Source organism: Pseudooceanicola algae (assembly GCF_003590145.2).
In the GTDB taxonomy this organism is placed as follows: domain Bacteria; phylum Pseudomonadota; class Alphaproteobacteria; order Rhodobacterales; family Rhodobacteraceae; genus Pseudooceanicola; species Pseudooceanicola algae.
Window position 1 is genome coordinate 42,078 of sequence record NZ_CP060437.1, and the last position, 25,593, is coordinate 67,670.

A 25,593-nucleotide genomic window follows, 5' to 3' on the forward strand; every position below is an offset into this window, starting at 1 on the left:
GCGGGGAATAAATTGTCAAAGGCAAATCGGTCCGAAGATGCAGGATCGCCAGAGGTCGCCCTGCCTCCGCGCGGTCTTCACGGCGGATCACCTGAGGCAATCACGGATCCAGGCGCAGATCGCGGCAAAGCTTTCCCCCGCCCTGGCGGAGCGGTGGCGTGCGCGCAGATAGCCATGCGGCAACTGCAGTTCGTTGCGCCAGTCGGCCCGGACGCCGACAGCCTGCAGCGCCGCCTGATAGGCCGGGCCATCGTCGCGCAGCGGATCCACATCCGCCGTGACGATGAAGGCCGGCGGCAGCCCATCGAACCGTGCCGCCCGCAGCGGAGAGACCTCCGGGTTAGTGCGCTTCAGGGACATGTCCCCGCCGGTGATCAGCCCGGAATAGGCCTCCAGATCCTTTGTCCGCAGCAAGGGGGCCTTGGCGTTATCGCGGTAACTGGGGGCGGTCATGTCGCCCCCCAGATCGGGATAGATCAGCACCTGCGCCAGGGGCATCGGCCCGCCTGTTCCCAGCATCCGGTGACATAGCCCGGCCGACAGGTTCCCGCCCGCGCTGTCACCCACCACAAGGCCGCGCCGCCCCCTCGCCGTTTCCGCCGACCAGACCGCCGCCACATCGTCGATCTGCGCCGGATAAATATGCTCTGGCGCCAGCCGATACTCTACCGCCACCACTTCGCAGCCCGTCGCCACGGCCAGTTCGGCGCAGACATCATCGTGGCTGTCCAACCCACCAAGGACATAGCCCCCGCCATGGGAATACATCAGGAAGGGCCGCGTTTCGCAGCCCTCGGGGCTGTAGCGGCGCACCGGCACCCCGGCGACCTGTTCGTCCCGCACAGGCAGGCCTTCGGGGCGCGGCGCCCGAAAGAGCGCGCACATGGCGTCATAAAGGCGCCGGTTTTCCGCGACCGAGGCGCCATTGGCCTCGTCCGGATAGGCCGCCTGGGTGTCAGCGATGAATTTCACCACTTCGGGATCGGTGATCTGCATGGCCTGGACCTTTTCCTGTCTTCTAAGATCTGGCCCAGCTACTCCGGATCGGTTTCCGGCGTCGAGCCAATCAGCAGCGTCATACGGGCTCCGGCCAGCCAATATCGCGGATCGGGCGGCCCGCATGAGCGGGTGCCGTCAACCCGCGCTGACCGCGAGAGAGCCGGGCAAGCCTGTCGGTCAGCGGCGCTTCGAGCGGGCTCGCCTTGCCGGCATTGGTATCGACATGCATCAGCATATGTTCCGACGTTGCCTGCACATTGCCCGCCTCGTCGACCATCTCGTGATGCAGGCGGATGCGCCTGGCGTCGTGGCCGAGCACGCAGGTACGCACGCAGAGCCGGGTGTCGACGCTGGTCTCCGCAAGGTGGCGTATGTGGCTTTCAACTGTATAGACAGACCGGCCCGGCGCGCGATAGGCCGCGTCCATGCCGATATGGCCCAGGAAGGCATCCGTCGCATCGCCAAAGACCTGAAGATAGCGGTATTCGGTCATGTGGCCGTTGTAATCCAGCCAGTCGCCCGGCACCCGCGTTTCATGCAGCACCAGCGGGGCGGCATAATCCGGCGCGGCGGCGGCGGCGCTGTCCTTGGCGCGTTCAAAGAAGCGGTCTTCCATCTCGCGCAGGGTCTTGCCCGCGCCCCAGTCATTGGCCTTCAGCGCCTGGTAGATGCCGACAAGGTTGTCGTCGCGGATGCGCTCCAGTTCGCGGATCGAGTGCATGCCCGATTGCGCGTCGGACTGGTCCCCGATCTTGGTGGCCAGATCGTCGGTCATCTCCGGCACATCCATCAGCTTGGTCCAGGGCCATTTCAGGGCCGGGCCGAACTGTTCGATGAAATGCTTCATCCCCGCTTCGCCACCGGCGATGCGATAGGTTTCGAACAGCCCCATCTGCGCCCACCGAAGACCGAAGGAGAACCGGATCACGTCGTCGATCTCCTGCGTGGTGGCGACATCGTCATGCACCAGCCACAGGCTTTCGCGCCAGACGGCTTCCAGCAGGCGATCCCCGATATGGGCGTCGATTTCCTTGCGCACGCGCAGCGGATGCAGGCCGGTTTCGCGCTGGATCTCCATCGCGCGGCTCAGCGCAGCCTCGTCGTTGACGGGCGAGCCGACGACCTCGACCAGCGGCACAAGGTAGACCGGGTTGAAGGGATGCGCGACGAACAGACGTTCGGGATGCGCCATCCCGACCTGCAATTCCGACGGCTTGAACCCCGAGGTGGACGAGCCGATCAGCGCATCGGGCCGCGCGGCGGCCTCGATGGCGGCAAAGACCCTGTGCTTGAGGTCCAGCCGTTCGGGCACGCTTTCCTGGATGTATTCGGCATCAGCGACAGCCTCGGCCAGATCATCATGAAAGGTCAGCGCGCCTTCGGGACCAAGCGGCGCATTCATCATCGCGCGGTAGGCATGCCGGGCATTGTCGAGCACTTCGCCGACGATGCGGCGGGCTTCGGGGTGCGGGTCATGCACCGCGACGTCGATGCCGTTCAACAGGAACCGGGCAATCCAGCCGCCCCCGATGACACCACCGCCCACGCAGGCGGCCTTCTGAATTATCCGGGACATTGCGGGCCTCTTTCAGTCTGGAGTTTCAGGGATAAGGGCGCCCCGCCGCGCAACCGGCAGCAGGGCAGGGCGCGGTCAGATTGTCCACCGGCGTTGCACGGCCTTCCAGCCGATTTGCAGCGTCACATCCATGCTGCCACGCCGCGCATTGTGGAACCGGTCGTCCGGGCATATCGCATGGCCCTTCTCCCGGTGCCTTCGCATCTTACCAACGCTTCTTGAGGTTGAGCCTTTCACGCACCTGCGCCGGGGTCATGAGGGTCACATTCATGGCCGTCAGCATGGTCGCGGTCCGTTCCACCAGATCCCCGTTGGAGGCTTTCACGCCCTTTTCCAGCCAGATGTTATCTTCCAGGCCGACGCGCACGTTGCCGCCCGCCAGAACCGCCTGCGCGGCATAGGGCAGTTGCATGCGCCCGATGGAAAACATCGAATAGACCCAGTCGGAGGGGATGTTGTTGACCATCGCCATCAGCGAATTCAGGTCGTTCGGCGCGCCGAAGGGAATGCCCATGCAAAGCTGGATCAGCACCGGATCGTCGATCAGCCCTTCGTTGACCAGCGTCTTGGCCAACCAGAGGTGCCCGAGGTCAAAGACCTCGATTTCTGGTTTCACACCGGCGTCCTGCACCCGCTTGGCCATGGCGCGCAGGGTGCCCGGCGTGTTGGTCATGACGTAATCGGCCTCGGCAAAGTTCATCGTACCGCAGTCCAGCGTGCAAATCTCCGGCAGCAGTTCTTCGACATGGACCAGCCGTTCGGTGGCACCGATCAGGTCCGTCCCTTCGGCGTTCAGCGGCAACGGAGCCTCGGGCGAGCCGAGCACAATATCGCCGCCCATGCCGGCGGTCAGGTTCAGGATCACGTCGGTGCCGCTGTCACGCACCCGCGCCACGACTTCACGGTACAGCGCCGGGTCGCGCGACGGGTTGCCGGTTTCGGGATCGCGGACATGGCAATGGGCGATGGCGGCCCCGGCCTGTGCGGCCTCGACGCAGGCCTCTGCGATCTGTTGCGGGGTGACGGGGACCTTGTCGCTTTTCAGATGGCTCTGGCCAGAGCCCGTCACGGCGCAGGTTATGAATGCGTCCCAGTTCAAGGTGTCGCCTCCGAAGCTTTGAATTGCCTTTATCCCGCGAAGCTAGCCGCGAATCTGGCTGTTCGTTTTGCGAAATGCGCCATATATTTTGCGAATGCCGTCATTTTCGCCTGTCCAGATCACCTTCCTGCTGCTCGACGGTTTTTCCAACATGGTGCTGGCCAGCGCCATCGAACCCCTGCGCGCGGCCTGCGACCTGTCGGGGCGGAGGCTGTTCAAGTGGCGGATCGCCAGCATCGACGGCGCGGGCGTGCGGGCCTCATCCGGGTTGATGTTGCAGGCCGATCTTGCTCTGACCCAGGCTGGGCGGGTCGATGTCCTGGTCGTGATCGCGGGGTACGGCGCCAGGGAGCAGGCCGCGCGGTCCGATCTGCGCATCGCCCTGCGAAAGGCGGCCCTGAAGGCGGATGCGCTGGTCGGGCTCGACATGGGTGCCTGGATCGCCGCCGCCGCAGGGCTGCTGACAGGACGGCGCGCCACCGTCCATTGGCATGAGGTCGATGCCTTCGCCGAGGAATTTCCGGGCGTGACCGTGGTGGCCGAAAGCCACGTCGGCGACCCCGACCGGATGAGCGCGGGCAGCGCAAATTCCGCCATGGCTCTGATGCTGGACGTGATCCGACGGGCGGCGGGGGATGCGCTGGCCTATGATGTCAGCACGCTGTTCGTCCACGATTCCAGGGAAGCCCGCCGCGACGATAGCGGCCTGCTGTCGCCCGGTCTGGGCCGGGCGATCCGCGCGATGCTGAAGCATGTCGAGGACCCGCTGCCGATGGTACAGATCGCCGGGCATGCCGGCCTGTCGCTGCGCACGCTCGACCGGCATTTTCGACAGGAACTGGACGTCTCGGCGGGGGCCTATTACCGCTCTGTCCGGCTGGCGCGGGCGCAGAGCCTGGCGGTCGAGACCAGCCTCACGGTCCGGGAGATCGCCACCCGGACCGGCTTTTCCTCGTCCGCGACACTGGCCCGCGCCTTTCAGGCCCACTACGGTCGGACGCTGACTGCCACACGGGGATAGTCTGGACCCGGGTCCGCCCCCGTCAGCCGGCTTCCAACCCGAGAAAGGCGCGCATCCGGGCGCCCTGATGCGCGGCCATCTCGGCCCCTTGAACGACCCGCACCCCGGCGGCACGGGCCAGGGCGATCAGCACGGTTTCCGCCGGATCGGTCACCGCATCGGCCACGCAGGTCGCGGCTTCGATGACTTTCGCAGGGAAGGGCGCATCAAGCATGCCAGGGCTGCCGGCGGGCGAGGCATTGATCAGGATCTCTGCCGCGTCGGCCATTTCGGCGGGACCGGTCGCAAGCTCGGTCTTTCCAAGGCCGGCAAGGCGGGCGACAAGCGCTTCGGCCTGTGCGGGCACCATGTCGCTGATGAACAGACCCGCGGCGCCGCGTCTGATCGCCTGGATCGCAATCGCGCTGCCGGCAGCTCCGGCCCCGCAAAGGGCGATCCGAGCGCCCCGAATCCGGGCTCCGGTGGCCTCGATCGCATCCAGCATCCCATGACCGTCGAACATTTCTCCGATCAGGGTTCCGTCGGGATCACGGCGGATCGTGTTGACCACCCCCAGGATCTGCGCATCCGGTTCGACCCGGTCGCAGGCCTCGGTCAAGGCGGCCTTGTGGGGGATCGTCGTCAGGAAACCGGGCAGATTGTCGGACAGGCGCACCCAGGCGACAAAAGCGTCAAGCCCCTGTGCGGGCAGGGAAATCGGCACGCAGACCGCATCCTGTCCGGTCCGGGCGAACTGGGCATTCCAGATGCCCGGCGTCGAGACCTGGGCAACCGGGTCCCCGAGGATCGGGATGACGCGGGTGGCTGTAAGGTCGGTTTTCATCGGTGATGTCCTTGACTATTCATTTGGATTATTATTAAGAAAGTTACACGTTTTTGCAATCGCGTCATGAATGGGAGGTCATGAGACGATGTTCAGCCGCAAATCTCATGATTCCAGGAATACCGCCGAGACGGTCGTTTCCGTTCTGGCCGGCGCGTTGCGCCGCGACATTTCCTTTGGCGAACTGCCCCCCGACGCCAAGCTCAAGATCGAGGCCCTCCGCGCCCGATACGGCGGCTCGAACCATTCCGTCCGCGAGGCTCTGACCCTGCTGGCCGCCGAAGGTCTGGTCGAAGCCAGTGCGCAACGCGGCTTTCGCGTCGCCTCGGCCACCGCCGAAGATCTGCGCGACATCATCCGCCTGCGCGCCGAGCTGGAGCCCATGGGCCTGCGCTGGTCGATGAAGCACAGCGATGTCGCCTGGGAAGGCCGGGTCATAGCCGCGCATCATGCCGCCGCACGGGCCACCGATCAGCTGCTGGAGGACCCCGACGGCGCCGCGCTGATCTGGGACGAATCCGGGCGCTCGCTGCACCGGGTCATCGTGTCGGCCTGCGGGTCGCCCCGGATGATCCGCATGTTGGGCCAGTTATATGACCAGTCGCGCCGGTTCCGCCTGGCCGCGCTGCGCGAAGGGGCCTGCGATCCCCGCCTCATCAGCGATCACCGCGCAACGCTGGTCGCCGCCATCCTGGACCACGACGCCGACCGCGCGGTCACCGCGTTGCTGGCCGATATCAAACACGATCTGGGTGGGCCGGCCCTTTAGGCCCCCATCCACCAACGGCCCCGGGGAGGGGCCTGCTTGAGGGAGGATTCCACATGAGCACTTTCACCCGCCGCGCCACGCTTGGTCTGCTGGGCGCCACACTTGCGACGCCCTTCATCGTCCGTTCTGCCCGCGCCGGCACGGCCATCAACGTCGGTGCAATGCGTCTGGCCAGCCATGCGCCAAGCTATATCGCCTATGAGCGGGGCTATTTCACCGAAGCGGGCCTCGACGTGAACTTCGACTATTTCGAAGCCGCCCAGCCGATGGCCGTGGCGATTGCCTCCGGCGATACCGGCTATGCGATGACGGCGATTTCCGGCGGGCTGATCTCGCTCGCGGAAAAGGGCGTCGCCAAGGTCATCGGCGGTGCGCTGAGCGAGGAACAGGGGATCCCGGGGCAGAAGATCCTGGTGTCCAACGCGGCCTACGAGGCCGGCGTGACCGAACCGTCCAAGCTGGACGGCAAAAGCTGGGGCATCACGCAGGCCGGGTCGTCCTTCCACTACATGGGCTCCAAGATCGCGGCCCGCGAAGGGATCGAACTGCGCTTCAAGCCGCTGCAGAAGACTGGTGCCGTGATCGGCGCAATCAAGTCCGGCCAGATCGACGGCTGGTCCATTGTGCCCAATCTCGCCGCGACGCTGGCGGATGCGGGGGCGGTCCAGATCATCGGCGAAGTGGCCAATTACATACCCGACTACCAGGTCACGACGGTCTTCACCTCGGCGACGAATGCCGAGAAGGAAGAGGCGCAGACCAAGGCCTACCTGCAGGCGCTGGCGCGCGGTACGGCGGATTACAACGCCGCGCTGGTCGATGAGACCACGGATGCCGCCGAGAAGGAGGCGCTGGTCAAGCTGGTCGCCTCCTACGTCTATCCGGACCGTCCGATCGAAGAGGCAAGTGCCTCGATCCTGGCCGGTGCCATGCGGATCAATGCCGACATGGCGCTGAACAAGACCTCGGTCATGGATCAGCTGGAATGGTTCAAGGCCGGCGATCTGGTCAAGGACAGCATCACCTATGAAACTCTGGTCGACGATCGCTACGTCGACATCCTTTCCTGAACCGAAACGACCCTGTGCCCGATCCGGCGCGGGGTCCGACCTGCTAGGATCTTCCCATGGAACTGAGACTTGAAGGGGTCTCGCATCACTACGGTGATGTCGAGGTCATTCGCGATATCAACCTGTCGATCCCCAAGGGGCGCATCGTCTGCATCGTCGGACCCTCGGGCTGCGGCAAATCCACCCTGTTACGTTTCCTCGGCGGGCTGGAACGGCCCACCGGCGGACAGGTGACCCAGGTCGGCGCCCCGCCCGAAGACAGCATCAACCCGCTGACCTATGTATTTCAGGACTTCGCCCTGCTGCCCTGGCGCACGGTCGAGGGGAACATCTCGTTCATCCTGTCCGATCACGGGGTGCGCGGCGCGCGGGCCGAGAAGATCATCGCCGATGTGCTGGCCCGCACCAAGCTGAGCGACTTCCGCAAGGCCCTGCCCAAGCAGCTTTCGGGCGGCATGAAGCAACGCGTGGCGATTGCCCGCGCGCTTGCGGTGAACCCGGCCGTGCTGCTGATGGATGAACCTCTGTCGGCACTGGACAGCCAGACGCGCGAATTGCTTATGGATGACCTCGTTACCCTCTGGACCCGTCAGCCGTTCACCTCGGTCTATGTCACCCACAACCTGGCAGAGGCCGTGCGCCTTGGCCATCGCATCGTCGTGCTGTCGCGCCGCCCCGGTCAGATCCGCGAAGTGGTCGAAATCGACATGCCGCTGGAAGACCGGACCCTTGGGGATCCCGAACTAGAGCGGATGCAGAAACATCTCTGGACGCTGATGCGCGCCGAGGCAGAGGCCGCAGACATGGAGCTGGTCAATGACTGATATTTCAAGCGCAGGGGGATCGATCCCGCAGGCCGATACCCAAAGCCGTCCAGTGCATTTCCGCGGTGGCGGGTTCAAGCCGAAGTCGCCGGGCTGGATCGGCATCGTGGTCTTCGTCGTGCTGATCGCTTTCCTTGAATGGGGTACGCGTGCGGGCTTCATATCTTCCCTGACCGTGCCACGCCCATCTGATGTCTTTGCGACCCTGGTCGAACTGGCAGAGTCCGGCGGGCTGTGGAAAAATCTGCATCCTTCGCTGATGCGGCTGTTCGTCGGTGGCACACTGGGGGCGCTGGTCGGGGTCGGCGTCGGGGTCATGATCGGCCTGTTCTCGGTCGCAAGGGCCGGCTTGGTGCCGCTGGTGGCCGCGCTGTTCCCGATCCCCAAGATCGCGCTGCTGCCACTCTTCGTGATCTGGTTCGGCATCGATGAGACCTCGAAATACGCGCTGATCGCCTTCGGCACCTTTACCCCCACGGTCGTGGCCACCTATGGCGCGGTCGACAATGTGGACCGGTCGCTGATCCGCATGGGTCAAAGCTTTGGCCTGAAATGGACCACCATCGTGCTGCGCATCGTGCTGCCCGGCGCCATGCCCGGCATCCTGTCGGGGCTGCGCATCAGCCTTGCCATCGCCATCATCCTGCTGGTCGCGGCGGAAATGCTGGGCGCAGAATACGGCATCGGCGCCTATATCCTGCAAGCCGGGTCGCTGTACGATCTTGAACGCCTGTTCGCCGGGGTCACGATCCTGTCGCTGCTCGGCGTGCTGCTGTCCGGCGCGGTCGGCCTGATCGAGAAACAGCTGCTGGGGTGGCGTTCATGAGCCGCAAGACCGAAAGCGAGTACGATGTCCTGGTGGCCGGCGGCGGCGCCGGCGGCATCGGGGCAGCCCTTGGCGCGGCCCGCGCGGGGGCCAAGGTCTGCCTGATCGAGAAATACGGCTTTCTCGGTGGGGCGGCCACCACGTCGCAGGTGCTGGCCTATTGCGGCTTTTTCCAGCAAGGCCCGGAACCAGTCCCGGCCGTCGGCGGGGCAGGGGAGCTTGTGCTGCAGGCCATGCGCGACATCGGCATGGACGGGCAGGCGCATTGTTCGGAAACCACCGGCAACTGGATCATCCTGCTGAACCCCGAGGGGCTGAAGCTGGCACTGGACCGGGTGCTGGCGGATCACGGGGTCGATGTGTTGCTGCATTCCCGGGTGGCCGCAGCGACCCGCACGGCGCAACGGATCGAATCCCTGACTGTCGCAGGCATGGAAGGCCGCCGCCGTATCGCAGCCGAAGGCTTTGTCGATGCGACGGGGGATGCGAACCTGTCGCTGGTCTCTGGCGTGCAGATGCGCGAAGGCGACGACAAGGGGCGGCTTCAGGCGGTCTCCGCACCGATCCGCATCGGCGGGCTGGACCGCAACATCCCGATCGAGCGTGAGGCGGTGAAGGCCGCCATTCGCGAATACAACAAGGACGGGCGCTTTCCGATCACCCGCGAAGACGGTGGCATCTATACCCTGGTACCCGGCTCGGGAGAACTGTGGTGGATGGTGATCGACCTGCCTTTGCCCGACCTCGGTTCGGCCAGCTTCACCCGCGCCGAACAGCAGGCCCGCGCCATGGCGCATGACTACGTCGAGATGCTGCGCCGACATGTGCCGGGTTGCGCCCGGTGCTACCTGGCGCAATCCGGGCCGCAGATCGGCATCCGCGAAAGCCGCCATCCCGCCGCGCGCTACGAGATGACCGGTCAGGATCTTTCCAGCGGTCGCCAACGCGCCGACAGCGTGGCCCGCGCCGCCTGGCCGGCGGAACTGCACGGCGAGGCGGGCAAGCCGGTCTATTACGCGGTCGGCGGGCCGGGCTATGCTTCGGTGCCGCTGGACAGCCTGCGGGTGCGGGGGCTTGAAAACCTGTTCCTGGCCGGGCGGGTGATCGGGGCCGATCCGGTTGCCTACGGGTCGGTCCGGGTCATGGGCACGGCCTTTGCCACGGGCGAAGCGGCCGGCGTCGCCGCGGCCCTTGACGGGGCCACCGGCGAAGACGTGGGCGAGGCGGTCCGCCGTCTTGGCGGCCTGACCTGACTCGCCATACCGGCGAACAGCATCCCGACAGACAGCCAGGGCGACGGGCCCGGGGGAATGATGTTTCCCCCGGGCCCGCTTTCGTGGAACAGATATCCTTGCGCGGAAAAGCTTTGCCGACAGGTGTCTTTTCGCTGGTGCGGGGGCTTGCCCATGCGGGGATCCGTGGCATTTATCGCTGCAAAACAATCCTCTGCGAGAAGAAGGTCATCATGTTTCATCTTCCCCGTATCGCCACGACCCTGGCCGCTGCCGCCATCGCCGTGACCTCCGGCCTTGGCACGGCCCGCGCCGAGCCCGTCGAAATCCTCAACGTCTCCTATGACATCGCCCGTGAACTCTACGCCAAGGTCAATCCGGTCTTCATCGAGCATTGGAAGACCGAAACCGGCGACGATCTGACGGTCAATCAAAGCCATGCAGGCTCCTCCAAGCAGGCGCGCGCGATCCTGCAGGGCCTGCAAGCCGACCTGGTGACCTTCAACCAGGTGACGGACGTACAGGTGCTGGCCGATCGCGGCTTTGTCGCCGAGGACTGGAAAACCCGGTTCGGCAACAATGCCTCGCCCTATTATTCGCTGCCCGCCTTCATGGTGCGGGGCGGCAACCCAAAGGACATCCAGGATTGGGATGACCTGATCCGCGATGATGTCACGCTGGTCTTCCCGAACCCCAAGACCTCGGGCAACGGGCGCTATACCTACCTTGCCGCCTATGCCTATGCGCTGCAGAAATATGACGGCGATGACGCGCAGGCGCGCGGCTTTGTCGACAAGCTGCTGGCCAATGTCGAGGTCTTCGACACCGGCGGGCGCGGCGCGACCACCACCTTTGTCGAGCGCAATATCGGCGACGTGCTGATCACCTTCGAAGCCGAGGTCGAGAACATCCGCCAGGCCGAGGACGAAGGCGCCTATGATCGCGTTGTCCCCTCGCTGTCTCTGCTGGCCGAATTCCCCGTCGCCGTGGTCGACCGGGTGGCCGAAAAGCGCGGGACGGTGGATGTGGCAAGCGCCTACCTCGACTTCCTCTACAGCACCGAGGGCCAGGAGATCCTCGCCTCGTTCAACAACCGGGTGCATGACGAAGCGGTCGTAGAGGCCAATGCCGACAAGTTTCCCGAGGTCGATCTGGTGACGGTCGAAGACGTCTTCGGCGGCTGGGACGCGGCCATGGAAACCCATTTCGCCTCTGGCGGTGTGCTGGACGACCTGCTTGCGAACTGAGATCATCGGTCCCGGACCGACCCCTTGTTGATCCGCCCCTGACACCCCCGTGCCCCGCCGGTTCCTTCGGCGGGGCACAGCGCTAGGATCCTTGCCCGTGCCGACCCGTGCTGCCCCCCGTTCGCCCCTGCCGGGGCTTGGCCTGTCCCTTGGGACGACCCTGCTGTTCGTGACGCTGATCGTCCTGTTGCCACTGGCCGGGCTGGCCTGGCAATTGGCGCAGCTGAGCCTGGCCGATTACCTGCGGGTGATGGGTGACCGGCGCGTGCTGGCGGCCCTGCGGGTGACGATCACGGCGGCGGCGGCGGCGACACTTGTCAATGGCTTGGGCGGTCTGCTGCTGGCCTGGGTCATCGCGCGCTACCGCTTTGCCGGGCGGCAGGTGCTGGATGCGCTGGTCGATTTGCCCTTTGCCCTGCCGACTTCGGTCGCGGGGATCGCGCTTGTGGCGCTTTATGCCGAGGACGGCTGGATCGGCAGCCTGCTTGCGCCCTTCGGCATGGCGCCTGCCTATACTTGGTACGGGATCGTGATCGCCATGGCCTTCACCTCGCTCCCCTTCGCGGTGCGCGCCATCCAGCCCCTGATCGAGGAACTTGATCCGGCGCAGGAACAGGCCGCCCGCACCCTGGGGGCCAGCGACACCCAGATCTTTGCCCAGGTGATCCTGCCCAACCTGATGCCCGGCATCCTGACCGGCACAGGCCTGTCCTTCGTCCGCTCACTGGGGGAATTCGGCGCGCTGATCTTCATCGCCGGCAACCTGCCCTTCAAGACCGAGATCACATCGCTGCTGATCATGATCCGGCTGGATGAATTCGACTACCCGGCCGCTGCCGCCATCGCGGGCACCCTGCTGGGGCTGTCGCTGATCCTGCTGGTGGCCATCAACGTGCTGCAAACCCGGCTTTATCGCCGCTTCGAAAGAGGAAGCTAGGACATGACCCGCGCCCTGCATCCCCGCCAGCGCCTGCTGATCCTTGCGGCCCTTGCCTTTGTGCTGCTGATGATCGTCGCCCCGGTGGCCGCGATCCTGTCCCGTGCCTTCGGCGAAGGCCTTGCCACCTGGTGGGCCGCGATTTCCGACCCCGAAACCCTGCATGCGATCTGGCTGACCGTGCTGACGGCGCTCATCGTGTTGCCGGTCAACGTCGTGTTCGGCGTCGCAGCGGCCTGGGCCATCGCGCGGTTCCGCTTTCCGGGACGGCGCGCGCTGCTGATCCTGATCGAACTGCCCTTTGCCATTTCCCCGGTCATCGCCGGCCTGTGCTTCTTGCTGGTCTACGGCGCCTATGGCCCGGTCGGTGAGCCGCTGATGAACCAGGGCATCCAGCTGATGTTCAACCTGACCGGCATCGTACTGGTGTCGCTGTTCGTCACGTGCCCCTTCGTGATGCGCGAGGTCCTTCCGGTGTTGCAGGTCACCGGCGAGGACGAGGAACTGGCCGCCCTGACCCTGGGCGCGAACGGCTGGCAGATCTTTCGGTTCGTCACCTTCCCCAACATTCTCTGGCCGCTGCTGCACGGCGCGATTCTGGCGACGGCGCGGGCGATGGGGGAATTCGGCGCGGTCTCGGTCGTCTCCGGCGCGGTGCGCGGGCAGACCATGACGCTGCCGTTGCAGGTCGAACTGCTTTACAACGATTACAATACGACAGGGGCTTTCGCGGCGGCGACGGTGCTGACGGCACTGGCGCTCGTGACGCTGGTCCTGCGCGGCGCCGTCGCGGCGATGCACCCCGATGCCGGAGGCCGGACATGAGTTTCGAAGTTCAAGACATCACCAAGTCCTTCGGGGGCGAAACCGTTCTGGATGGCGTCTCGCTTGCCGTGCCCGAGGGCGAATTCGTCGCGCTTCTGGGCCCCTCTGGGTCCGGCAAGACGACCCTGCTGAACATCATCGCCGGGCTGACCGCCCCGGACAGCGGCAAGTTGCTGCTGGAGGGAGCCGAGATCACCGATCTGCCTGCCGGGCAACGCCGCTTCGGCATGGTGTTCCAGTCCTATGCGCTGTTCAAGCACATGAGCGTGGCGGACAACATCGGCTTTGGCATGCGGGTGCTTCCCCGCAACCAGCGCCCCGGTCGGCAAGAGCGGCGGGACAAGGTGCAGGCCCTGCTGGAGATGATCGAGATGACCGACCTCGGCGACCGCTACCCGGCGCAACTGTCGGGCGGCCAGCGTCAGCGCGTCGCCACGGCCCGCGCCCTTGCCATCGACCCACGCCTTCTGCTGCTGGACGAACCGTTTTCCGCACTGGACGCCAAGGTACGCCAATCCCTGCGCGCCTCCGTCCGGGACCTGCAGAAACGCGTCGGCGTGGCAGCGATCCTTGTCACCCATGATCAGGAAGAGGCCTGGGCCCTGGCGGATCGTGTCGCGGTTATGAACGCTGGCCGGATCGAACAGTTCGACACGCCCGAGCGGTTGCGCAGCGCCCCGGCGACCGAATTTGTAGCCGATTTCATCGGGGCCATGCAGCCTGCGTCCTGATGCGGGGGGCGCCGGTCGCGGCACTGTCGGAATGTTAATAATCCATCTTATGTAATCTTTGACATCGTTTGCACGCCTGCGATTCCGGACCAACGACAGGCGCTGGCACGGTCTCGGGGCTACGAGACAGGAAAATCGGGCCGCGCGCTTGCATTCGGGAAAGATTTTCGCTCATAAGCGCAACAAACATGCACCTCCCAAGCCTCTTTGCGCAGCTATACGCAATCGGGCCGCGGGGGTGCTGACCGTTTAGAGCCCCGGAGCGGATCGCACCGCTTCATCATTGCACCTGTCTGGGAGGACACATGACCTATCTCGTGAAAACCGTCGCGCTGGCGGCCCTGACGCTGGCCGGTTCGACGCTGTCGGCAAACGCCGAAATCGAACCCGTGACCCTGCGCCTGGCGCATGTGGTGAACGAACAGGACGCCTATCACGCGGCCTCGGTGAAATTCCAGGAACTGGTTGCCGAACGCTCGGACGGCGCGATCACTGTCGAGATCTTCCCGAACGCGACCCTTGGCGATGAACGTACCCTGCTGGAAGGCATGCAGATCGGCACCGTCGACATGGGCCTGATCACCAATGGCCCGGTCTCGAACTTCGTCGAGGAAATGGCCGTCTTCGAACTGCCCTTCCTGTTCTCCTCGCCCGAGGCGGCCTATGGGGTGCTGGACGGCGACATCGGACAGGATCTTCTTGACCAGCTGTCCGAGGTCAACCTGAAGGGCCTCGCCTATGCCGAACGGGGCTTCCGCAACCTGACGAATTCCAAGCGCGCCGTGGAAACCCCGGCCGATCTGGACGGCATGCGCATTCGCGTGATGGAGAACCCGGTCTATATCGACACCTTCCGCGAACTGGGCGCCGATGCCATCCCGATGGCCTGGACCGAAGCCCTGACGGCCATGCAGCAAGGCACCATCGACGGCCAGGAAAACCCGGTCAACGTGGTTTATTCGTTCAAGCTGAACGAGACCCAGACCAACATGAGCCTGACGCGCCACACCTATGCCCCGGCGATCTTCGTCATGGGCATGCCGAAGTGGAACCAGCTGTCCGAAGAGACCCAGGAAATCGTCCTGCAAGCCTCCCGGGACGCGGCACAATACGAACGTGAGCTGAACGCGAAAGCCGAAGGCGAACAGCTGGCCGCCCTCAAGGACGCTGGCATGAACGTGGTGGAAACCCCCGATCTGTCCGCCTTCACGGATGCCATCGCGCCGGTCTACGAAAAATACGGTGCCAAGTTCGGCGACTACCTTCCGCGCATCCAGGAGGCGCTGAAGTAAGATGCTGAACGGGCTGGCGTGGATCGACCGAATGCTGGGCGAGGTGCTGAAACCCGTCGTCTTCGCCGGAATGGCGGGGCTGACGGCGGTCATCACCTTGCAGATCGTGTCGCGGGTTTTCTTCACCTCTGTCGGATGGACCGAAGAGGTGGCGCGTTTCCTGCTGATCTGGATCACCTTCATCGGTGCCACGCTGGCCTATCAGCAAGGGCGGCATATCGCGGTCACGCTGCTGCGTGACAAGCTGCCACCCCTTCCGCGCCGGATCGTCCTCGGCGCGGGTTACCTGATCGCCATTGCCTTTCTCGTCACCCTGGGGGTGATCGGCTGGCGCTACATGAACCTGCAAAGCTTTCAGAAGTCGCCCTCGCTGCGCCTGCAGATGACCTACGTCTACGCGGTCATGCCAGCCGCCGCCCTGCTGATGGCCGGGTTGACGGCCATCGACCTGATCCGGCTTCTGGCAGGCGCCCCCCTGCGCGCCGCGCATGTCGAGATCGACAGCGCCCTCGAGGCGGACCTGCAAGCGGAGACCGGCAAATGAGCCTTGTTCTTGGCGGTCTCTTCGCCCTGTTCCTTCTGCTGGGTCTGCCGGTCGCCATCGTGATCGGCGCCGCCACGATGACGGCGCTGAACCTGTCGGGCATGCCGCTGATGGTGGTGCCGCAGCAGATGTTCGCGGGCATCAATTCCTTTGCCCTTGTCGCCGTGCCGATGTTCGTCCTTGCCGGGGACGTGATGGCGCAGGGCGAGATTTCCAAGCGGCTGGTGGCCTTTGCCGACAGCCTGTTCGGCTTCATCAAGGGCGGCCTGTCCATCGTTTCGGTGCTGGCGGGCATGTTCTTTGCCGCGATTTCCGGATCAGGCGCGGCGACCACGGCGGCGGTCGGTGCCAGCCTTGTGCCCGAGCTGAAGCGCAAGGGTTATGACCCGGCCTCGGCGGCCTCGCTGATCGCGGCGGCCGGGACCATCGGCGTGGTCATCCCGCCCTCGGTCCCGATGATCATCTACGCGGTAATCGCCCAGGAATCCGTGCGCGCACTGTTCCTCAACGGGTTCATCCCCGGCGTAGCCATGGGCGTCGGCCTGATCGGCGTGGCGCTGATCCAGGGTCACCGGCGCGCCTATCCGCGTGGCACGGCGCTGAACCTGCGGACCATCGGGCGCAGCTTCCTGTCGGCAAGCTGGGGTCTGATGGCGCCAGTCATCATCCTCGGCGGCATCTTTTCCGGGGTCTTCACCCCGTCCGAAGCCGCCGTCGTCGCGGTGAATTACGCCATCCTCGTCTCTCTGTTCGTCTACCGCGACATGACCCTGAAACAACTGTACCACATCATGGTGCGCGCCGGGGTCACCACGGCAGTCATCATGTTCGTGATCGCGGCCTCCTCGGTGCTCAGCTGGACGCTGTCGAGTTGGCAGGTGCCCAACCAGGTTGCGCAGTCGGCGTTGTCGCTGTCGTCCAACACCTATGTGCTGCTGTTGCTGGTCATGGCCGTGATCCTGCTGGCGGGAGTCTTCCTTGAAACCGCATCGGCGCTGATCATCCTGACCCCGATGCTGCTGCCGCTGGCCGCGCAACTGGGGATCGGGACCGTGCATTTCGGCATCATCATCGTGGTCGGTCTGGCCATCGGGATGGTGACACCGCCGGTGGCGATCAACCTGTTCGTGGCCTCGACCACCGCTGGCCTTCCGATCGAGCGGATCACCCGCGCCGTGCTGCCCTACCTGGCCGTGCTGGTTCTGGTCTACCTGCTGATCGCCTTCGTGCCGCTGCTGTTCTAGACACGCCTCTGCGCCCAGGCTCGGTCGGGCGCACATCCCTGACCGGGCTTGAGCAGACCCTGACAGTCGACAAGGGCCACGCCGTCCAGGACCGGAACGCAGGACCGCCGCGCAAAGTCGCGCGCGGTCGGTCAGGGTCAGTGCCGGACCTGAAAAATCCGTGCTGCGGAAATCATTGACGCCCTTCGCAACCATTGTTCAGCAGTTCCACCCGGAACAGTGCTTCGTTACCCCAAACGCACCAATTCCGTCAGAATGTCCGAACGGTGCACAAGCCCCACCAATTGCTCGGCATCGCAAACGGGCAGGATCCTGTGCGGATAGGCCAGGAACATCTCGGCCAGCTTGATCAAGTCGTCATTCGCATCTGCAAACACGACGGTCCGGCTCATGTGGTCGGAGACGTTTCCCGTCCATTCGCGGTAATAGCTCGCGTGCAACGCCGAGCGGAAACAATCCTTCTGCGTCAGCAGGCCAACCATCTGGCCATCGTCGTGCAAGACCGGGGCGACGGCTTCGCGGGACTCGACCAACAGGGCGGTGGCGCGGCGGATCGGCGTTTCCGGGGCCAGGGTCAGGTATTGCGTCCTGATAAGCGGCGTTATCGGCACCCTGGTCATCGCGTCGCCTCATCGTCCTTGCGTCGGCGCAGCGGGCAATCGGCGCAACGCCCGCCCGGGCCGTTCGCGGCGGCACTGCAACTGGTCAGGGCCGGTCCGCGCCCAAGCATCAATCCCAGCCCCAGCCCCATCGCGGCCAGGCCCATGATCGCAACTGCGGCAAATACTTCGATCATCGTGGCCTTCTTTCATGCAAGAACATCGCCCATGCCCCCCGTCACCACCCGGCACAAGGCCGTGTCCGTTTCATAAAGGAACAGCGCCGGCACGTCGTGCGCGCGGGCCAAATCAGGGCCACCCTCGTCCCCCGCCGCGAAAAGGGCTGTCGCCCAACCGTCGGCGGTCATCGCATCCGGGGCCAGTACCGAGACGGCGCGCAGCCTGCCTTCCACGGGCCCGGCGCGGTTCGGATCCATGATATGCCCCCAGACGCGCCCGTTCAGGACATAGCCCTGCGCCGAAACCCCGGAGGTGGCGACCGCCATGCCGGCGGGCAGGTGCAGGATGGCGGCGACGGACTGTCCCGGCAGGGGGCTTTCAATCGCCACGCGCCAATCGCGGCCCTCAGGATGGCCCCCGAGCGCGCGCAATTCACCCCCGAGGTCAAACAGCAGATGTTCGGCCCCCTGCCCCCGCATCAGGTCCACGGCGCGATCCAGCGCCCGGCCCTTGGCGATACCGCAAAGATCCAGCGTCAGGTCGCTCTCCGCCTTGCCAAGCTGGCCGCCCTGCAAAGACAGGTTCCGCCAATCCGGCGCGGCGCCCTGTTCGATCGGGCCGAAACCCCAGCGGGCCACCAGGGGGCCGACCGTGGGGTCGAAGGCGCCCTCGCTTCGGCTGGCCAGATCAAGGGCCACCTGCACGACGCGGGACATCTCTGCGCTGACGGGCATTCCCGAGTTGCTGGCGTTGAAGCGGCTGATGGTGCTGTCGGCGCGCCAGGGCGACATCTCGCAATCGATATCGGCGAAAAGGGCTTCGATGGATTGGCGGGATTGGCCCAGCCCCGACGGGCCGGTCAATTGCCAGCGCGTTCCGAAGGCCGCGCCCGACAGGTCTTCGATGGGGCTTGCGCTGGCGTGGCCGAGCGCCGGTGCCGCGCAGGCTGCGCCCAGACCGGCCAGGAAGGCGCGCCGTGATGGCTGAAGTCGCTGCATGTCTCAGGCTCCAAAATCGTCGTAAAAGATGGACTCGGGCTCGACGCCCAACCGTTCAAGTGTTCCCAGCACCGCCGAGATCATGACGGGCGGGCCGCAAAGGTAGTATTCGCAATCCTCGGGCGCCGGATGCGCGATCATCTCGGCCCGCAGGATCTCGTGGATGAAGCCGGTCGCCCCGGTCCACCGATCACAGGGAGCGGGATCGGACAGGCCGGGCGTCCAGCTGAAATTGGCATTCTCCCGCGCCAGCGCCTCGAATTCATGGGTGTAAAGCAGGTCAGAGGCACTGCGGGCGCCATAGAAATAGCGCACCCGGCGGGCTGTGCCGCGCCCCAGTTGCTGATGGATCATCGCCCGCAGGGGCGCCATGCCGACGCCACCGCCGACAAAGACCATCTCGCGCTCGGTGGGCTGGACGTGGAATTCTCCGAACGGACCGGAGGCCATCACCTGATCGCCCGGTTGCAGCGAGAACAGCCAGGAAGACACCAGACCGGGCGCCACCTCGTCTTCCCGCCCGGCGGGGGGGACGGCAAGGCGGATGTTGAACACGGCGGTACCTGCGTCCTGGGGTCGGCTGGCTAGCGAATAGGCGCGGGTGACCTCCGTTTCAGAGGACACCTCGAGGCCCGACCAACCGGCGATGTCCCATGCGTCGCGGAAGGTCTCGGCCAGATCCAGCGTGCTGAAATCCAGACGAAACGGCGGCGCGGTGACCTGCATGAAATCGCCGGCATGAAAGTCGGTCGGGCGATCCTCTGGCAGGGTCAGCACGATCTCCCGGATCAGCGGCGCCAGCATCCGGGTCGAGGCCAGCGTGCAGGCAAAGCCCGCGCCGGCGCTCAGGATGCCTTCGGGGACCTGCACCGCGCAATCCCCACGCAGGCTGGTCTGACAGGCAAGACGCACCCGGTCGCGCCGTTCCCCTGGCGACAGCAGGCTGCGTTCCGTTGCCTTGGGTTCGCCCGCGCCCTCGCCGGTCACGATGACGCGGCACAGCCCGCAGGTCCCCTTGCCGCCGCAGGCCGCCGGGATGGGAATATCGGCATTCTGCAGCGCGTCGAGCAGGCGGTCGCCCCTTTGCGCCGGCACATGCCGTATGTCGTTGACGGCGATATCCAGCGCGACCGCCGGGATCAGCCGCCGCCGCAGGACGACCAGCCCGGTCGCCAGCCCAAGGACCAGCGCCACGATGACAAGGGTGGCAAGCGCGATCTCTGTCATTGCGTCGCCGCCATCTGCGCGAAGGAGGCAAACCCCAGCGACATCAACCCCGTCAGGACAAAGGCGATGCCAAGCCCGCGCAGCCCCACCGGAAGATCCGCATAGGCCAGCCGCTTGCGCAACGCGCCGAGCAACCCGACCGCAATGGCAAAGCCCAGCCCGCTGCCCAGCCCGAAGACGGCGGATTCCGCCAAACTATAGGCCCGGTCCACCATGAACAGGCTACCAGCCAGGATCGCGCATTGCACGGTCAGCAGCGGAAGGAACACGCCAAACGACGCATGGACCGCGGGGAAAAACCGATCCAGCAGCATTTCCAGCAATTGCACTGTCGCGGCGATCACTCCGATGAAGGCGATCAGCACCAGATAGGACAGATCAAGATCGGGCTGCCCCGCCCAGGCCCATGCGCCGGGCGCCAGCAAGCCCCGGTAGATCAGCCAGTTAAGCGGCACGGTCACCCCCAGCACGCCGGTCATGGCGATGCCAAGGCCCATGGCGCTGGCCGGCCGCCGGGACAGCGCGAGAAAGGTGCATAGCCCCAGGAACAGCGTCAGCGGCATGTTGTCCACGAAGGCCGCAGTCAGGAAAAGGGTCCAAAGCTCGGTCATTCGATGGCCCTGACGTCTGCCGGGGGCACATGGTCGGGGGCTTCGGCCTGCGTCGGAAGAAGGGTCCGGATGGCCCAGATCACGCCGCCCAACAGGAAGAAGGCCGAGGGCGCCAGCAACATCAGGCTGAGCGGCGTGAACCAGCCGCCGGCCTCGGCCAGGGGCAAGACCTGCCAGCCGAACAACTGCCCGCGCCCGAAGACTTCGCGCAGGCCTCCGACCAGCAACAGGATCAGCGAATAGCCCAGCCCATTGCCGAAGGCGTCCACCGCTGCGTGGAGCGGCGGGTTATGGCGGGCATAGGCCTCGGTCCGGCCCAGCACGAGGCAATTGGTGGTGATCAGGCTGACGTAGATCGACAGGGCGCTGCTGATATCCGCGAAATAGGCCTGCAGCACCTGGTCGATGACGATCACCAGCGATGCGACGATGATGATCTGCACGATCAGGCGGATGCTGTCGGGGATATGGCGGCGGATCACGCTGATGATCATGGCCGACAGCGTCAGGACCACAGTCAGGGAAACCGACATGGTCAGCGCCGTGGACAGTGACGTGGTGACCGCAAGCGCCGAACAGATGCCGAGGATCTGCAGCGTCACCGGGTTTTGCCGGATCAGGGGCTCGGTCAGGGTTCTCCGGACGTCGAAACGCGCGGCCATGGCTCAGAACTCCCCCCGGTTGATCGCGCGGAGCAAGGGGCCGTAGCCATCCGGCCCCAGCCAGAATTGCACCATGTTCGAGACCCCGCGCCCGGTGCGTGTCGCCCCGGTGATCCCGTCCACCTGGTAGGGGGTGCTCGCAGTGCCCCGCGCGACACCAAAGCGCAGCTCGCCTCCTTCGTCGCGCAGCAGGGTGCCGGGGAAACGCGCCTGCCAGGACGGGTCCTCGATCCGGCCGCCAAGACCGGGGGTCTCCGAATGGCCGGTGATCGCGATGCCCGCGATGGTGTTCATGTCCCCTTCCAGCGCAAGGATCGCGTCGATCCGACCACCATAGCCCTGCCCGGTCAGCGGCAGCAGAACCAGCGATATCTCCTCCCCGGTCCGCAGCAGGAAGATCTGCGCATAATCAGGGCGTTGCGCCAGCCCGGCGATATCGGCGGCAGGCTCGAGCGCTGTCCAGTTCGCCGTATCCGCAAGGACCGTCGCAAAGGTCTCGGTCGTCACGTCCTGCGCCGCGCGCCCGTCGTCGAGGTCAATCACCACGGTCGACAGGGTGCCGCCCGATTGTTCCAGCAGGTCGGTCATGCCGGGAATGCCGCGCACCAGTTCCGCGATCCGGGCCTGTTCCTCGGCCGCGCGATTGGCGGTCTGGATCGGGCGCAGAAGCACGGTCGCGCCGCTGACCATCAGGGCACAGATGCCCGACACCAGAAAGGCCATGACCAGCGTCTTGGTCCGGCTTTCATTGGGCAGGGCCAGAAACCGCCGCCAGGGATTATGGTCAGTGCCGGCCATGTCGCCTCCGTCTTTGCGCATACCACAGGGCCAGCGCCCCTTCGTCCCACGCCGGCGCAAGCAGCGAGGTCAGCAAGGCGGTGGCCACGGCGATCTGGACGGGCGCGGCCCCGTGCCAGCCGGTCGCGAAAAGCGTGACAAGCGCAGCGTAGGACAGCCCGTTCAGCCAGCGCCCCGCGGGCGTCGTCGGACTGGTGACGGGGTCCGCGACCAGCAGGACCAGCACCACACCGGCCGCCGGCAGAACCGAGACGGGCAATACCCCGAACCCCAGAGCAACCGCCACGCCGAGCGTCGCACCCAGAAGAACCCCGACCGGCATCACCCCCGCCGCCATGCCGATCACCGCTGCCGGGATCGCCGCCCAGGCCACCGGGGTCAGGATCTCGGGCCATGGAAGGCCGGGAAAGCCGAAACCGAGGAACGACAGGGCCACGGTCGCCGGGTTCACCACGTTGCGCCCCCAGCCGCCAAAGACCAGCTCGCCCATCACCGTTCCGAAACTGATGCCGAGGATCAACCGGAACGCCCCGAGGCCTTCGGGGGCCAGCACGGCAATCCCCAGGGCGGTGATCCCCGCCGACAGCGACATCGGCTGTGCCCGCGCCAGCAGGAAGACCAGCTGCCAGATCCCCAGCACCAGCGCCACCAGGGCCAGCTTGCTTGCCGCCTCGATCCCGCCGTACCAGAGCCAGAACAGCGCCAGCGGCAGGTAGGCCGCCAGAAGCAGCATCACGACCGTCTCGCGTGTCCAGATGCCCCGGCTCATGCGCCGGCCTCCGTCCGGATGCGATCCAGCATCCCGGCCAGCAGCCGCGGCAGATGCGCCTCCCCGCCCAGCACGTAGTCGGCCAGCGCAATGTCCTCTTCCAGCAGAGACAATACCCCCAACTTCATCGCGGTCTCATCGTCCCCGCAGCTCAGCGCGCGGACGAAAGCCGCTGCGGGGACCATACCGCCAAAGGCCTGATCCAGCGCCGCCGTGGGGATCACCGGTTTGGGACTGGCCGACCGGGTCAACGCGGACATGAGCCAATGGCCCTGCGCGCCTGATGTCTTGCGCGGCAGGACGGTAACCTGCCGGTCGCGCGGCGCCAGCCATTGCGCGGCGCGGCCCTCCAGCGGCGACCCCGACAGGACCGTATGCGGCCCCGGCCTGGCGATGCGATGGGTCAGCCCGCGCAGGTGCGCCCCGACCTGCGTGCGCACCATCCGACTTTCGCGCAACGCCGAACCCGCAACACTGACAAGCCGGGTCATGGGCAGTTGCCCGGTGTCGATCAGGGTCCCAAGGGCGGCCACATCCTCGGCATGGATATCCCAGACCGGCGTTTCCAGCCCTGCCGGAAAGACCGTCAGCATCCGCAGTCCGGCCGCCGCCTGCGGATGGCGTCGCCCGCAGGTGACAATGCGCAGGCCGGGCACATCCGCCGTGTCGATCAGGGGTGGCCCAGCCTGCTGACACAGATACACAGGGCCCTCCGCAATCAACGCCAGCGCGCGAAGACCCCGGCCAAAGTCCTCGTCGCGGCCCTCTAGCGCCAGGCGCGGATCAGGCGAAAAGGGCCGCGTATCCGCCGCCATGACAAAGATGGCGGCCGGACGTTCGTCCGCTCCGGGCATGCCGCCAAACGGGCGGCGCCGCACCCAGGACCAGAACCCGGCGCGCTGCATCAGGCGACGCAGGCCCGCCTCGGTTGCCGCGCCAGAGGTATCGTGGGTCAGCACATCGCCACCCGGCTCCCGAAACAGCACGATCTCGGACAGCTTGTGACCCTGCAAAAGCACGCTGCGTGCCACGCTGGCCGACATCGGCGCGACGAAACACACGTCCGGCGCATCGCGCAGACTGGCCACGGGCGCCCCCTGCGCGACCGATGCCCCCTCTTCGACGTGCAACGTGACGCGCGGCGCTGTGCCCGAAGGCCCGACAATCCCGGCTTCGGCGCAGATGACATCCGCGACCCCGCCCGTGCCTGGCGGCGGGGACTGGAACGGCAATGTAAGACCTGTCCGGAAAGCAAGCTGCAACATGGCGCATGGGTACCACACAGCCCGCCGGGGTCTCTTGATGCAGATCAAGCGGGGACGCCGCAATCAATGCTAGGATGAAATCTGAATTCCCGATGCCCCCAAACACCGGAGTAGATTTCATGGCCAAGCGTTTCGGACCCCTCGCCCCCCTTTTTGCCATGACTTGCGGCCTGCTCTTGCTGGCCGGGGGGCATTTCGCCCTGGGTCAGGAAGCCGAAGGCGAGGACACGACGGACGCGGTGCCCTATGCCATGCCGAAATCAGGCCCGTTCAGCCCTTCGGATATCGAGATCCAGAACAACCAGGCCATCAGCGACTGGTTCCGCTCGGGCCATGCGGATGCCGCATCGGAGGCCTTCAGCCACTGGGACGAGGAGGAGGTCGTCAACCCGGTCTGCGCCACCTGCCATTCCGGCGAGGGGTTTCGTGATTTCCACGGGCTGGACGGCACCCCGGCGGGCAGTGTCGAAGGGCCGATCAACACCGGGGGCGTCGTCGATTGCGGCACCTGTCACAATCCCGGTCTGGCCGGAATCAGGGAAGTCGCCTTTCCCAGCGGCCTGATGCACCCGGTCGAAGGCGTCGAAGCCGCCTGCATGACCTGCCACCAGGGCCGTACATCCGGCAAGGATGTCGAGGCAGCCACCGCCGACCGCGACCTCGACACGCCAAGCGCCGACCTGCGGTTCATCAACCCGCACTACGCCACCGCCGCGGCCTCCTGGCTGGGGGGCTATGGCGGGGCCGGCTATCACTACGCCGGCAAGGAATACTCCGGCCGGTTCTTCCATGCGCGCCCGGTCTCATCCTGCAATTCCTGCCACGAGCCGCATACGCTGGAGATCGAATTCGACACCTGCCTGACCTGCCACGAGGCGAGTTCCGTCGAGGAAATCCGCATCGCCCGGCAAAGCTATGACGGCAGCGGCGACCTGTCCAAGGGGATCCGGTCCGATATTCAGGCCAATGCCGCAGTGCTGATGGCGCTGATCGAGGACTATACCCGGGACATTGCGGGGGCGGCCTTTGTCTATGACAGCCACCGCTATCCCTACTTCTTCGCCGATGCCAATGCCGACGGGCTGGCGGACGAACAGGACGGCCAGCCCGTCGCCTTCAGTTCATGGACCCCGCGCAGCCTGCGCGCCGTTTACAATTGGAAACTGATCGCGGCCGATCCCGGCAATTTCGCGCATAACCCGCCCTATATGCTCGAACTGTTACACGATTCGATCGAGGACCTGAGCGGGTCACTGGGCCAGGACGTGCAGGACATGGGCATCTTGCGGTAGCTGGGGGAAAAGGCGTCGGCGCCCCCCCGCCGCCCCGACCGGCGGGCAAACGCGCAAAGTCACGACCCATCCGACCGATACGGGGAACCAGACCGACGACAGCGGCATTTCACTGCGAAAGGGGGCCCTCGCC

The 25,593-nt window shown here is 65.7% G+C and carries 27 protein-coding genes; 14 read left to right on the plus strand and 13 right to left on the minus strand.

The window, feature by feature from the left end; translation table 11 throughout:
- Positions 1–87: 87 nt before the first annotated feature.
- From PSAL_RS17755 to PSAL_RS17765, 3 genes are all read right to left on the minus strand, one after another.
- Positions 88–996 (minus strand): alpha/beta hydrolase, encoded by a 909-nt coding sequence (locus tag PSAL_RS17755; protein ID WP_119840538.1) that lies wholly within the window; start codon positions 994–996, stop codon positions 88–90.
- Positions 997–1,075: 79 nt separating this feature from the next.
- A complete protein-coding gene (locus PSAL_RS17760; protein WP_119840537.1) occupies positions 1,076–2,575 on the minus strand; it encodes a carnitine 3-dehydrogenase in 1,500 nt (499 codons plus the stop codon).
- Between the two features lie 205 nt (positions 2,576–2,780).
- A complete protein-coding gene (locus tag PSAL_RS17765) occupies positions 2,781–3,674 on the minus strand; it encodes a BKACE family enzyme (RefSeq protein WP_119840536.1) in 894 nt (297 codons plus the stop codon).
- A gap of 94 nt (positions 3,675–3,768) precedes the next feature.
- On the opposite strand from PSAL_RS17765, the gene PSAL_RS17770 reads away from it, so the two are divergent.
- Positions 3,769–4,695, plus strand: coding sequence for a GlxA family transcriptional regulator (locus tag PSAL_RS17770; protein ID WP_119840535.1), 927 nt, complete (start codon positions 3,769–3,771; stop codon positions 4,693–4,695).
- A gap of 22 nt (positions 4,696–4,717) precedes the next feature.
- Here PSAL_RS17770 and PSAL_RS17775 read toward each other — a convergent pair whose 3' ends face one another.
- A complete protein-coding gene (locus tag PSAL_RS17775; protein ID WP_119840534.1) occupies positions 4,718–5,518 on the minus strand; it encodes a shikimate dehydrogenase family protein in 801 nt (266 codons plus the stop codon).
- 88 nt (positions 5,519–5,606) lie between these two features.
- Between PSAL_RS17775 and PSAL_RS17780 the strand changes: the two genes are divergently transcribed.
- The 12 genes from PSAL_RS17780 to PSAL_RS17835 all read left to right on the plus strand — a co-directional run bounded on the left by PSAL_RS17780 (position 5,607) and on the right by PSAL_RS17835 (position 17,059).
- A complete protein-coding gene (locus PSAL_RS17780) occupies positions 5,607–6,287 on the plus strand; it encodes a GntR family transcriptional regulator (RefSeq protein WP_119840533.1) in 681 nt (226 codons plus the stop codon).
- A 53-nt stretch (positions 6,288–6,340) separates the two neighbouring features.
- Positions 6,341–7,357: an ABC transporter substrate-binding protein gene (locus tag PSAL_RS17785; protein ID WP_119840532.1), complete on the plus strand. Its 1,017-nt coding sequence runs from the start codon at positions 6,341–6,343 to the stop codon at positions 7,355–7,357.
- Between the two features lie 56 nt (positions 7,358–7,413).
- A complete protein-coding gene (locus tag PSAL_RS17790) occupies positions 7,414–8,181 on the plus strand; it encodes an ABC transporter ATP-binding protein (RefSeq protein WP_119840531.1) in 768 nt (255 codons plus the stop codon).
- A complete protein-coding gene (locus tag PSAL_RS17795) occupies positions 8,174–9,007 on the plus strand; it encodes an ABC transporter permease (RefSeq protein WP_119840530.1) in 834 nt (277 codons plus the stop codon). Before PSAL_RS17790 ends, PSAL_RS17795 begins: the two co-directional genes overlap by 8 nt.
- Positions 9,004–10,260: an FAD-dependent oxidoreductase gene (locus tag PSAL_RS17800; RefSeq protein WP_119840529.1), complete on the plus strand. Its 1,257-nt coding sequence runs from the start codon at positions 9,004–9,006 to the stop codon at positions 10,258–10,260. The genes PSAL_RS17795 and PSAL_RS17800 overlap by 4 nt, the downstream gene beginning before the upstream one ends.
- A gap of 212 nt (positions 10,261–10,472) precedes the next feature.
- Entirely contained in the window at positions 10,473–11,486 is a 1,014-nt protein-coding gene (gene cysP / locus PSAL_RS17805) for a thiosulfate ABC transporter substrate-binding protein CysP (RefSeq protein WP_119840560.1), read from the plus strand.
- A 97-nt stretch (positions 11,487–11,583) separates the two neighbouring features.
- Positions 11,584–12,423 carry a sulfate ABC transporter permease subunit CysT gene (gene cysT / locus PSAL_RS17810; RefSeq protein ID WP_408004216.1) on the plus strand — a complete coding sequence of 280 codons (840 nt, stop codon included), beginning with the start codon at positions 11,584–11,586 and terminating at the stop codon, positions 12,421–12,423.
- Between the two features lie 3 nt (positions 12,424–12,426).
- Positions 12,427–13,248 (plus strand): sulfate ABC transporter permease subunit CysW, encoded by an 822-nt coding sequence (gene cysW / locus PSAL_RS17815; protein WP_119840527.1) that lies wholly within the window; start codon positions 12,427–12,429, stop codon positions 13,246–13,248.
- Positions 13,245–13,979 carry an ABC transporter ATP-binding protein gene (locus PSAL_RS17820; RefSeq protein WP_119840526.1) on the plus strand — a complete coding sequence of 245 codons (735 nt, stop codon included), beginning with the start codon at positions 13,245–13,247 and terminating at the stop codon, positions 13,977–13,979. Before cysW ends, PSAL_RS17820 begins: the two co-directional genes overlap by 4 nt.
- A gap of 305 nt (positions 13,980–14,284) precedes the next feature.
- Entirely contained in the window at positions 14,285–15,271 is a 987-nt protein-coding gene (locus PSAL_RS17825; protein ID WP_119840525.1) for a TRAP transporter substrate-binding protein, read from the plus strand.
- Between the two features lies 1 nt (position 15,272).
- Complete coding sequence (locus tag PSAL_RS17830; RefSeq protein ID WP_119840524.1) at positions 15,273–15,815, plus strand: TRAP transporter small permease; 543 nt, start codon at positions 15,273–15,275, stop codon at positions 15,813–15,815.
- Positions 15,812–17,059 carry a TRAP transporter large permease gene (locus PSAL_RS17835; protein ID WP_119840523.1) on the plus strand — a complete coding sequence of 416 codons (1,248 nt, stop codon included), beginning with the start codon at positions 15,812–15,814 and terminating at the stop codon, positions 17,057–17,059. The genes PSAL_RS17830 and PSAL_RS17835 overlap by 4 nt, the downstream gene beginning before the upstream one ends.
- A gap of 227 nt (positions 17,060–17,286) precedes the next feature.
- Here PSAL_RS17835 and PSAL_RS17840 read toward each other — a convergent pair whose 3' ends face one another.
- Genes PSAL_RS17840 through PSAL_RS17880 form a run of 9 tightly spaced genes read right to left on the minus strand, consistent with a single transcriptional unit; the run spans position 17,287 to position 24,168 of the window.
- Positions 17,287–17,679, minus strand: coding sequence for a CBS domain-containing protein (locus tag PSAL_RS17840; RefSeq protein ID WP_119840522.1), 393 nt, complete (start codon positions 17,677–17,679; stop codon positions 17,287–17,289).
- On the minus strand, positions 17,676–17,855 hold the full coding sequence (locus PSAL_RS17845; RefSeq protein ID WP_119840521.1) for a hypothetical protein: 180 nt from the start codon (positions 17,853–17,855) through the stop codon (positions 17,676–17,678). Before PSAL_RS17845 ends, PSAL_RS17840 begins: the two co-directional genes overlap by 4 nt.
- Before the next feature lie 12 nt (positions 17,856–17,867).
- Complete coding sequence (locus tag PSAL_RS17850; protein WP_119840520.1) at positions 17,868–18,836, minus strand: FAD:protein FMN transferase; 969 nt, start codon at positions 18,834–18,836, stop codon at positions 17,868–17,870.
- Between the two features lie 3 nt (positions 18,837–18,839).
- Positions 18,840–20,063, minus strand: a complete 1,224-nt coding sequence (nqrF, locus tag PSAL_RS17855) for an NADH:ubiquinone reductase (Na(+)-transporting) subunit F (RefSeq protein ID WP_119840519.1) — start codon at positions 20,061–20,063, stop codon at positions 18,840–18,842.
- Entirely contained in the window at positions 20,060–20,674 is a 615-nt protein-coding gene (locus PSAL_RS17860) for an NADH:ubiquinone reductase (Na(+)-transporting) subunit E (RefSeq protein ID WP_119840518.1), read from the minus strand. The genes nqrF and PSAL_RS17860 overlap by 4 nt, the downstream gene beginning before the upstream one ends.
- Entirely contained in the window at positions 20,671–21,336 is a 666-nt protein-coding gene (locus tag PSAL_RS17865) for an NADH:ubiquinone reductase (Na(+)-transporting) subunit D (RefSeq protein WP_119840517.1), read from the minus strand. Before PSAL_RS17865 ends, PSAL_RS17860 begins: the two co-directional genes overlap by 4 nt.
- Before the next feature lie 3 nt (positions 21,337–21,339).
- Positions 21,340–22,134 carry an FMN-binding protein gene (locus PSAL_RS17870; RefSeq protein ID WP_119840516.1) on the minus strand — a complete coding sequence of 265 codons (795 nt, stop codon included), beginning with the start codon at positions 22,132–22,134 and terminating at the stop codon, positions 21,340–21,342.
- Entirely contained in the window at positions 22,121–22,903 is a 783-nt protein-coding gene (locus PSAL_RS17875; protein WP_119840515.1) for an RnfABCDGE type electron transport complex subunit D, read from the minus strand. The genes PSAL_RS17870 and PSAL_RS17875 overlap by 14 nt, the downstream gene beginning before the upstream one ends.
- A complete protein-coding gene (locus PSAL_RS17880) occupies positions 22,900–24,168 on the minus strand; it encodes a Na(+)-translocating NADH-quinone reductase subunit A (RefSeq protein WP_119840514.1) in 1,269 nt (422 codons plus the stop codon). The genes PSAL_RS17875 and PSAL_RS17880 overlap by 4 nt, the downstream gene beginning before the upstream one ends.
- A gap of 92 nt (positions 24,169–24,260) precedes the next feature.
- On the opposite strand from PSAL_RS17880, the gene PSAL_RS17885 reads away from it, so the two are divergent.
- Positions 24,261–25,460, plus strand: a complete 1,200-nt coding sequence (locus PSAL_RS17885; RefSeq protein WP_231388711.1) for a cytochrome c3 family protein — start codon at positions 24,261–24,263, stop codon at positions 25,458–25,460.
- Positions 25,461–25,593 lie beyond the last annotated feature (133 nt).